At 59.5% G+C, this 9417-nt stretch carries 9 protein-coding genes; 4 read left to right on the forward strand and 5 right to left on the reverse strand.

Annotated features, from left to right (window positions below):
* The first annotated feature begins 233 nt into the window (after positions 1-233).
* Entirely contained in the window at positions 234-521 is a 288-nt protein-coding gene (locus tag ACO54Z_RS00005; RefSeq protein WP_485995176.1) for a helix-turn-helix domain-containing protein, read from the forward strand.
* Entirely contained in the window at positions 508-1785 is a 1278-nt protein-coding gene (locus tag ACO54Z_RS00010; protein ID WP_485995177.1) for a type II toxin-antitoxin system HipA family toxin, read from the forward strand. Before ACO54Z_RS00005 ends, ACO54Z_RS00010 begins: the two co-directional genes overlap by 14 nt.
* Positions 1786-2082: 297 nt before the next feature.
* Here the strand turns inward: ACO54Z_RS00010 and ACO54Z_RS00015 are convergent, their stop codons facing one another.
* Positions 2083-3006 carry a class I tRNA ligase family protein gene (locus ACO54Z_RS00015; RefSeq protein WP_485995178.1) on the reverse strand — a complete coding sequence of 308 codons (924 nt, stop codon included), beginning with the start codon at positions 3004-3006 and terminating at the stop codon, positions 2083-2085.
* Here ACO54Z_RS00015 and rpmE point away from each other — a divergent pair.
* Positions 2978-3163, forward strand: a complete 186-nt coding sequence (gene rpmE / locus ACO54Z_RS00020; RefSeq protein ID WP_485995179.1) for a 50S ribosomal protein L31 — start codon at positions 2978-2980, stop codon at positions 3161-3163. The genes ACO54Z_RS00015 and rpmE overlap by 29 nt on opposite strands.
* Before the next feature lie 114 nt (positions 3164-3277).
* Here rpmE and pgmB read toward each other — a convergent pair whose 3' ends face one another.
* The 4 genes from pgmB to ACO54Z_RS00040 all read right to left on the reverse strand — a co-directional run bounded on the left by pgmB (position 3278) and on the right by ACO54Z_RS00040 (position 8667).
* Complete coding sequence (gene pgmB / locus ACO54Z_RS00025; RefSeq protein ID WP_485995180.1) at positions 3278-3940, reverse strand: beta-phosphoglucomutase; 663 nt, start codon at positions 3938-3940, stop codon at positions 3278-3280.
* A gap of 125 nt (positions 3941-4065) precedes the next feature.
* Complete coding sequence (locus ACO54Z_RS00030; protein ID WP_485995181.1) at positions 4066-6330, reverse strand: glycoside hydrolase family 65 protein; 2265 nt, start codon at positions 6328-6330, stop codon at positions 4066-4068.
* 1 nt (position 6331) lies between these two features.
* Positions 6332-7309 (reverse strand): aldose epimerase family protein, encoded by a 978-nt coding sequence (locus ACO54Z_RS00035; RefSeq protein WP_485995182.1) that lies wholly within the window; start codon positions 7307-7309, stop codon positions 6332-6334.
* The gene (locus tag ACO54Z_RS00040; protein ID WP_485995183.1) at positions 7309-8667 is read right to left on the reverse strand and encodes an SLC45 family MFS transporter; all 1359 of its coding nucleotides are present in this window, start codon (positions 8665-8667) and stop codon (positions 7309-7311) included. Before ACO54Z_RS00040 ends, ACO54Z_RS00035 begins: the two co-directional genes overlap by 1 nt.
* A 285-nt stretch (positions 8668-8952) precedes the next feature.
* Here ACO54Z_RS00040 and ACO54Z_RS00045 point away from each other — a divergent pair.
* Positions 8953-9417, forward strand: a 465-nt coding sequence (locus ACO54Z_RS00045) for a type IV pilus twitching motility protein PilT (protein WP_485995184.1), incomplete at its 3' end; no start/stop codon positions are given.

The raw sequence follows: 9417 nt of genomic DNA on the forward strand, positions 1-9417 counted from the left end.
GCGCCTGGATCGAAACCAACGGCGACCACGCCGACAACCTCGACGCCTTCAGCGGAGAGGCCGTGTTGCAGGCATAGCGCTGCGCTGGTTGGACACATCACGAAAGCACACAACGATACCGCCTAAACACAAGTCGGATGAGCGCTATATAAGCGCAGACTAACCGCACGCCGCTCGCCCAAATTGGATATAATAGTGTCCAAAATACGACATTTTTGCCGATTTTAGACACTATGGTATCCGTTTCTCTCCTGGACGAAGGCGATGTACAAAGCGCACTCGCTGCTCATTTGCGGCGGCGGCGCAAGGTACGCGGTTATTCGCGCGAGCAGCTTGCCGAGCGCAGTGGCGTTCCGGCGGCGACCATCAAAAAATTCGAGCTGACCGGGCAGATTTCGCTGCGCCAGTTCCTCCTGCTCTGGCAAAGCCTGGACGATTTGCAGGCGCTGTACGCGCTCACCACCGGCGCCGCGCGCGCCGCCCCGCAAAGTATCGAGGACGTGCTCAATGACCCCCTATGAAGCCACGCGCCGCCTTGCCGTCAGCCGCACCCTCGCCGACGGGCGCAAGGTCGCGGTCGGCACGTTGGCGCAAAACCGCGACGGCGTGTACTTCGCCTATGACGCGGCCTATCTGCAACAGCATGGCAACCTCTCGCCCTACCAGCTACGCGCTGACGGCAGCGTGCAACTGGCGGCGCGCGGTTTGCCGCACGGTCTGCATGGGGTATTTGCCGACTGTCTGCCGGACGGCTGGGGCATGCTCCTGCAAGACCGTCATTTCCGCCAACAGGGCATCCTGCCCGCGCAAGTGACTGCGCTTGACCGCCTCGCCTTCATCGGTGACCGCGGCATGGGGGCGCTTGGCTTCGAGCCGCTGTGGCAACCGCAAGCGCCGCCGGAAAACCGCGATTACGCCGCGCTCGGTCTTGCCGCGCAGGCGGTGTTTGACGGACAGACGGAAGAGGTGCTGCAAGAACTCATCCGCGTCGGCAGCTCCGGCGGCGCGCGTCCGAAAGCGCAAATCTGGATGGCGCCGGACGACCCGCGCTATTGCCACACCGTCGCCCAGCCGGGCGATGAAGCCTGGCTCGTCAAATACACCTCGCGCCATCTGCCGCCGCTTGGCCACGAAGAAGGGCTGTGCGAAGCCGCCTATCTGCAACTGGCCGAACGCGCCGGGCTGCAACCCTGCGCCTGGCGTCTGTTCGACGCCCCGGCGAAAAGCGGCGCCAAGCGCTGGCTCGCCCTCAAGCGCTTCGATTGCACCGCGCAAGGCCGCTATCACCTGCACAGCGCCAGCGGCCTGCTTCATGCCGATTACCGTCTGCCCAGCCTCGATTACAGCGACCTGCTGAAAATGAGCAAGCAGCTCTGCCGCGCGCCTGCCATCGGGCGGCTCCAGTTTGCGCGCGCCATCTTCAATCTGCTCCTTGCCAATCACGACGACCACGGCAAAAACTGGGCGTTCCTGCAAGACGACCGCGGCGACTGGCAACCGGCGCCGTTCTACGACGCGACTTACAGCTCGCACCCGCGCGGCGAACACATGACCGCGTTCGGCGGCTACGGCAAAGCGCCGCCGCTGAAAACCATGCAGCAGCTCGCCGCCCACGCCGGTTTCCCGCGCTGGCCGGAAGCGCAAAAAATCATCCAGCAGATTGCCGACACCGCCGCGACTTTCGGCGCTACCGCGCTCGCCCTCGGCGTGAAAAAAAGCACGGTGCGCGAGGTGCAGCAGTATTTGAACCATATCTGGCAGGAGAACCGGCAGTTGTTGGCATAAATCGCTGCGAGAAGGGTTATTGCGCCTTCTCTTGCAGCGCGCGCAAGAAGATGCGGCGTGAATCAGCCGCCAAAGATACGACTTCAGCCCTGCGGCGGACGTGGGTATAGCAATCCTCCGCAAACCTCATGCGGTGTTTCGTTCTGGGGGTTATAGGGTGCGCCTTGGCGCACCATTGAATCGAAACAAATATTTCCGCGACGGTGCGCTGAGGTGCACCATCTATGGCGCTGTTTTCAGCGGCGCGCCTTGTCTGAAACTTTATGTGGATTGCTATACGTCCGCCGCGGGCGCTTTTCACATCGCCGCGACTTTTTCCCGCTGGGTTTTGAGCGCGGCGACAGTTTCTTCGTCGGCGGCGAGCAGGGCGCGGGTTTGTGCGACCAGCTCCGGCGGCGCTTTGGCAGTGAAGCGTTCGTTGCCGAGCTGGCCTTGCAGGCGGGCGATGTTTTTCGCCAGTTTTTCGATTTCTTTGTCGAGGCGTGCCAGTTCGGCGTCTTTGTCGATGAGGCCGGCGAGCGGAATCATGTTTTTCGCGCCATCAACCATAAAGGCAGCCGCTTCGGGTTCGGTCTCATCTTTGGCAAGGACGCGCACGTTTTCGAGGCGCCCCAGCGCGAGCAGGCAGCGCTCTTGCTGGACGAGGTGGCGCGCGGCGGCTGCGTCTTGCCCGCCGATGATGAGCGGCAACGCTTTGCCGGGGGCGATGTTCATGTCGGCGCGGATTTTGCGCACGCCAAGCAGGGTTTGTTGCAGCCAGTGGATTTCGGCGTCGGCTTCTGGGTCGCTGCCGTTTGTCGCCTGCGGGTAGGGCTGGCGCATGAGGGTGTCGCCGTTGATGCCGAGCGCGGGCGCGGTCTGCTGCCAGATTTCTTCGCTGATAAAGGGCATCAGCGGGTGGATGAGGCGCAGGGTTTGTTCGAGGACGTCGAGCAGGGTGTGGCGGGTGCGCGCTTTTTCGGCCTCATCGGCGTTGGTTTTGGCAAGCACCGGTTTGACGAGTTCGAGGTACCAGTCGCAGTACTGGTTCCAGACGAATTCGTACACGGCTTGCGCGGCGAAGTCGAAGCGGTAGGTGGCGCTTTTTTCGGCGAACGGCGCGGCGGTTATTGTCTGGCCTTCGGTTTGCATGAGGACGAAGCGGGCGGCATTCCACAGTTTGTTGCAGAAGTTGCGGTAGCCTTCGACGCGCTTGAGGTCGAAAACGACGTCGCGCCCCATGGTCGCTTGCGCGGCGAATTGGACCGATGGTAAAGAATATCCGCTGGTGCGCGTTGATATCAGCAGCCAATCTCACCCGTTCTATACCGGCAAACAGAACATTGTTGATACTGCCGGTCGTGTGGATCGCTTCAAACGCAAATACGGCAAGAAATAAACCGCTTTCTGCGATAAAAAAACCGGCGTCAAGCCGGTTTTTTTATCGCAAGTTCGGTAGAAGAAAAAAGGCTCCATCATGGGACTTTTTATTTTTGTTTGTCGCATTGATGCTTCAATGCAGCGCCGCCCAAACTTCATCTAGATAGGCGAGAGTCAGGTGGGCAGTATCGGGGACGAGGGCAATGTCACTGCCCAGGTCTTCTGCTTTGCCCACGCCGACAGGCAGCGCACCGGCGGCTTTGATGGCGGTGATGCCGGCGGCGGCGTCTTCAATGCCGATGCAGGCGCGGATGTCCACCCCCACGCCTTGCGCGGCGGCGAGGAAAATGTCCGGCGCCGGTTTGGAGTGGGCGACGGCGGCAGGGTCGGCAATGGCGTCGAAGTAGGCGGTGAGCTGCATTTTTTCGAGCAGGAAGGGGCCGTTTTTGCTCGCCGAGGCCAGTGCGATTTTTTTGCCCGCCGCGCGCAGGGCTTGCAGCAGGGCGAGGATGCCCGGGTACACGTCTTCAGGACGGACGGCCTGAATCATTTCGACGTAGTTGTCGTTTTTGCGTGTGGTCAGGCGGGCAAATTCGGCATCGTCCACGCTTTTGCCGCCGTGGGCGAGAATGCGGCGCAAGGAATCGTCACGCGAGACGCCTTTGAGTTGTTCGTTGAAGGCGCGGTCGATATGGATGCCCTGTTCTTCGGCGAGTTTTTTCCAGGCCAGGTAGTGGTATTCGGCAGTGTCGGTGATGACGCCGTCAAGGTCGAAGAGGACGGCTTGGTAGGTCATGGTTGTTCTCCTGTGTTGAGAGATTCGTCAAGTGGCGTACGCAGGGTTTGCGCATAGTCTTCCCTTGCGTCGCTGCGCGACACTTTCCCCCGCAAGCGGGGGAAAGGATTTGTCTCTGTGGTTTTTTACCCGTTTTTTTGCAGTGGCGCGCTGTGGCTGTCTTTCAGGGTCAGGGTTTCGCCGTAGAGTTTAAGCGGCAGGGCGTCACCTTTGAGCAGGCGCAGGGTGACGTTTTTGCCGTCCACTTCTATTTTTATCAGGCGGCCACGGTAGTTGATATGGAAGGTGTAGCCTGTCCAGTCTGATGGCAGGAAGGGCGCGAAGCTGAGGGTGCCACCCCAGGTTTTCATTTGTGCGAAGCCCTGGACGATGGCCAGCCATGAACCGGTCATGGAGGTGATGTGCAGGCCGTCTTCGGTGTCGTTGTTGTAGTTATCGAGGTCGAGGCGGGCGGTGCGCTGGTACATTTCCACGGCTTTGGCTTCTTTGCCGAGTTCGGCGGCGAGGATGGCGTGGATGGAGGGCGACAGCGAGCTTTCGTGTACGGTCATCGGTTCGTAGTAGTCGAAGTTGCGCCGTTTTTCGTCGAGGGTGTAGCGGTCGCCAAAGAAGTAGATGCCTTGCAGGACGTCGGCCTGTTTGATGAAGGGCGAGCGCAGGATTTTGTCCCACGACCATTTTTGGTTCAGCGGCAGGTCGTCCGGCGAGAGGGCGGAGACGGGGCGGATGTCTTTGTCGAGGAAGCCGTCGTGCTGGACGAAGATGCCCTGTTCTTTGTCTTCGGGATAGTACATGTTCGCGATGATGTCCTGCCATTTGCCGCGCTCGGCGTCGCTGACGTTGAGATCGGGGCGCGGGTGTTTTTGCAGGGCGTCCAGGGTGTATTGCAGTACCCAGGCAGCGAGGGTGTTGGTGTACCAGTTGTTGTTGATGTTGTTTTCGTATTCGTTCGGCCCGGTCACGCCGTGGATCATGTATTTGCCGTGGCGTTTGGAGTAGTGGACGCGATCCGCCCAGAAGCGCGAGACTTCGACCAGCACTTCCAGACCTTCTTTGGCGAGGTAGCTGTCGTCGCCGGTGTAGTTGGTGTAGTTGTAGATGGCGTAAGGGATGGCACCGTTGCGGTGGATTTCTTCGAAGGTGATTTCCCATTCGTTGTGGCATTCGACGCCGGTGAAGGTAACCATCGGGTAGAGCGCGCCGGCGAGGCCTTGCTGTCGGGCGTTGTGCTGGGCCTGCGGCAACTGGTTGTGGCGGTATTTGAGCAGGTTGCGGGTGACGTTCGGCTCGGCCAGAGCGAGGTAGAGTGGTACGGCGTAGGCTTCGGTGTCCCAGTAGGTGGCGCCGCCGTATTTTTCGCCGGTGAAGCCTTTGGGGCCGATGTTGAGGCGGGCGTCTTCGCCGTAGTAGGTGGCGAATAACTGGAAGAGGTTGAAGCGGATGCCTTGTTGGGCTTCGTCGTTGCCGCTGATGACGACGTCGGCGATATCCCAGCGCTGTTTCCAGCCCGCTTCGTGGGCGGCGAGGAGGTCGGCGTGGTTGTGTCCGCTGATTTTCGCGGAGAGGTCGCGTCCGGCTTTTTGTACGGCGGCGAGACCGTCGTAGTCGCGGCTGGTGGTGATGATGACGCGTTTTTCAAAGGTTTTCGGCGCCGCGCCTACTTCGGCTTCGAAGCGGTTGGTCACGCGCCAGTCGCTGCTGTCGTGGCCGGTGGCGGTGAAGTCGCCGGCGAAGGTTTGTTCGGCGTTGACGATGAATTGGTCAACGCCGAAGGGGTTGGCGACGGTTTGGGTGGCAATGCTGCCACGGTCGGCGGCAACATCGCGCGCCAGTACTTGCCAGAATTTTTCTTCGTAGTTGGCGTCTTCGTTTTTCACGTCGGCGTCAATGACGGCGTCGATGCGTACTTTGTGGGTTTTGCCGTCGCTGGCAGCGATGTCCCAGCGGATGAGCGCCAGTTCTTTTTGCGCGACGGAGAGGAATTTGCTGATGCGGAACTGGACGCCAAAGAGGGTGAACTGGCGGTGCAGGACGCCACTGTGCATGTCGAGTTCGAGGACGAAGTCGGTGGGGGCGTGTTTGCCGAGGTCAACTTCCTGGCCGTCAACGTAGATGGCGACTTTGCTGTAATTCAAGGCGTTAATGGCTTTGCCGAAGTATTTGGGGTAGCCGTTTTTCCACCAGCCGACGCGGGTTTTGTCCGGGAACCACACGCCGCCGATGTAGGTGCCGAGGTGGCTGTCGCCGCTGTAGGTTTCTTCGAAGTTGCCGCGCATGCCCATATAGCCGTTGCCGAGGCTGGTCAGGCTTTCTTGCAGGCGCTTGTGTTCTTTTTCCAGTTTGGTGCTGCGGATGCTCCAGGGGTGGATTTCCATGATTCTCAGGTACATATCAGAGTCCTCTTTCGGGTTGGAAGATGATGGTGGATTGGTGGCGCGCGCCGTCTTTGAGGCGGATGTCGCCGTATTCGGGACGGTGCAGGCTGTTGGGCAGGGTTTGCAGTTCGGTGGCGAGCGCGTCATAAGTGCCCGCGTCATGCGCGGTGCCGTCCTGCGGCGCGGCGGTGAATATAATCAGGCCGTTGCGGTCGCCATAGAGGCGGACGCGGTAGTCGGGGGTGCTCAGGATGGCTGCTGCCTGGCGGATGTCAGCGGGGACGCGGTAGATGTCGTCAAAACCCCCGCTTGCGCGCACGGCATCATCCAGCGGACGCGCGTGGCGGAAGTCGTAAGCGGGGTTGTCGTCTGCATTGAGCGGCAGTTTTTCCGCATCGACGGCGATATGTTCGCCCTGCGGGATGTGCAGGGTGCAGCCGTGCAGGCCGCGCGGCAGACGCCAGTAGATGTGCAGGGTCGGGTCAAACACGGTGTCGCCGTGCGCCGTCGCTTCGTAGCGGAGGATGAGGCAGTCATCCGCGTCCAGCTGGTAATCAATGCTGAGTTCAAGGTCGCCGGGGTAGCCGTCCTGCGCCGCAGTCACGGTCGTGCTGAGGCGCAGTAACTGCGCATCCAGACGCTGCACGGTGAAGAGCGTCCCCGCCAGCCCGTGCGAACCGCCGTGCAGGGCGTTACGCCCTTCGTTCGCCTCCACGCGGCAGGGTGTGCCGAAGAGGTCAAATGCGGCCCCGGCGATGCGCCCGGCGACGCGGCCAATCTGCTTGTTAATCTGAAACGGGTTCTGCACATAATCGGCGGCGTTGTCGTAGCCGATGACCAGCGGCAGGCGGCCATTATCTGTGCGCAGCGAGTAATCCTGGACGATACCGCCAAGATTGAGCACGCACACCTGTGTACCGCGCGCATTTTCCAGGTAATAGCCGACGACCGGCACCCCGTGCAGGGTGCCGAACGGTTTGGACAGCGCATCCATCAGGCGTGATCCGTCTTGGCGTGCGTTTCCTTAATCAGGAACACCGAAAACGCGCCGGCAAGCAGGATGATCCCGGCGGCAATAAACATATTGGCCTGTGTGCCGCCCAATAACGGGTAGAGGCCGAAACTCATAAGCGAAGCGACAATCTGCGGCAGGCAAATCGAGCCGTTAAAGAGGCCGAGATAGGTGCCCATATGTTTGCCGGAAAGGGCATTGGTCACGATTGTCAGCGGGTAAGTGATAATCCCCGCCCAGGCAATGCCGACCAGGATAAAGGACAGAATCAGCACATATTTATTGCCGACATAGGCGATGGAGAGGAAACCCAGCGCACCCAGTGCCAGACAGGCGAAATAACCGTGCTTATGGAACTGGTTCGGCACCTTCGCCAGCACATACGAGCACGCGACTGCCGCGATGGACTGCACCGCCGCCAGCATCCCGTACCAGTTGCCCGCTTCTTGGTAACCGGCAGAAGCGGCGTCTGTGGTCTGCCAGACATTGGCGGCAATCGCGCCTGCGGAATACGTCCACAAATACTGGAAGGCAAACCAGCAGAAAAACTGCGTCAATGACACCGTCCAAAAGGCCTTGGGCGCGGTTTTCAGCAGCGTCAGCCAGCTCACCTTGTCCTGATTGTCCTGTACCGAAATACCGTGATAACGCGCATAAGTGGCAGGGTCGTACTCCTTCACCTTGAAAATCGTGAAGGCGCTGGTGATGACGAGCAGCGCCGCGCCGACATAAAACGCGACCACCACCGTCTGCGGCACTACGCCCGCCGGTGCCGTGTTGGCAAGACCGATATAGGCGAACACGAACGGCAACACGGCGGCAATCACCGAACCGGCATTGGCGAGAAAACTCTGAATACCGTAGGCATAACTCTTCTGCTCGTCGTTAACCATATCGCCGACCATCATCTTGAACGGCTGCATTGCCATGTTGGACGACACATCCAGCAGGGCAATCATCAGCGCGCCAAATACCAGCGCGGCAAGCGGGCCAAAGCCGAAACTGCCGGAGTTCGGCATCAAAATCATGACCAGCACGGCAATCAGCGCGCCATACAGCAGATACGGCAGGCCCCGACCCAAGAGACAAGTTGCCCAAGTGCGGTCCGAATAATGGCCGACGATGGGCTGTACCAAAAGACCCGCCAGCGGCGGCAGGATAAAGAACCAGCCGAGACTGTGCGGGTCAGCGCCGAGTGTTTGGAAAATGCGGCTCATCTGCGAGCTTTGCAGGGTGAAGGCCGTCTGCACGCCGAGAAAACCGAAGCTGATCATCCAGATAGTACTTTGGGGCAGCGTGGGCAGGCCTTGCTGCGCCGTTTGCGGGGTGGGTTCCGACATAAGAAAACTCCTCTGATGGGCGGAATGCCCCTGATTGCGGCATTCCGGTGATTAATCATTCCGTGGGAAAACGCTTTAATAATTTTAAAGTTCCGGTAAAAACAAGATTCTCCACCCCCTACGATTGATAAATCTTGAATAAGATTAACTGAAATAGTAAAAAAAATCTAGAAATTCCACGGTTATTTTCACAAAGACAGGAGTGATGATTATCAGGGGATAACATCTGCATATGTGGCAACAGGTAGGACTAACGCCGCTTGATAGATCCAGTATTTACGCCGCTTGGCGGGATTTTGCAGTCAGGCAGAAAGCCGGAGAGATGACCGGGACGGCGATATCAAGCGTCTCAACCTGCCGCCGCTGGACCGCCAGCAACTGCGCGACATGATTTATTCCATCATGACCGACTCGCAGGTGAAGAACTTTGAAGAGCACTGGGAAGCGGACTTCTCCACCGAAGTCAAGGGTATCGCCCGTTTCCGGGTTAACGTCTTCAACCAGAACCGCGGTCTTGCCGTGGTGTTCCGTACCATTCCAAGCCGGGTGCTGTCGCTGGAAGACCTGAAAGCGCCGGAAAAATTCGTGGACATTATTGACGTGCCGCGTGGCCTCGTACTCGTCACCGGCCCGACCGGTTCCGGCAAATCCACCACGCTGGCTTCGATGATCGATCACCGCAACGAAAACTCCAGCAACCACATCATCACCGTCGAAGACCCGATCGAATTCGTGCACAAGCCGAAAAAA

Source organism: Cardiobacterium sp., from assembly GCF_057314735.1.

What these genes read in the sequence shown, in the direction of transcription:
- ACO54Z_RS00040 (WP_485995183.1), bottom strand. Translation starts at nt 8,667, where the DNA reads ATGTCGGAACCCACCCCGCAAACGGCGCAGCAAGGCCTGCCCACGCTG.
- ACO54Z_RS00015 (WP_485995178.1), bottom strand. Translation starts at nt 3,006, where the DNA reads ATGGGGCGCGACGTCGTTTTCGACCTCAAGCGCGTCGAAGGCTACCGC.
- ACO54Z_RS00005 (WP_485995176.1), top strand. Translation starts at nt 234, where the DNA reads ATGGTATCCGTTTCTCTCCTGGACGAAGGCGATGTACAAAGCGCACTC.
- ACO54Z_RS00010 (WP_485995177.1), top strand. Translation starts at nt 508, where the DNA reads ATGACCCCCTATGAAGCCACGCGCCGCCTTGCCGTCAGCCGCACCCTC.
- ACO54Z_RS00035 (WP_485995182.1), bottom strand. Translation starts at nt 7,309, where the DNA reads ATGGATGCGCTGTCCAAACCGTTCGGCACCCTGCACGGGGTGCCGGTC.
- ACO54Z_RS00030 (WP_485995181.1), bottom strand. Translation starts at nt 6,330, where the DNA reads ATGTACCTGAGAATCATGGAAATCCACCCCTGGAGCATCCGCAGCACC.
- pgmB (WP_485995180.1), bottom strand. Translation starts at nt 3,940, where the DNA reads ATGACCTACCAAGCCGTCCTCTTCGACCTTGACGGCGTCATCACCGAC.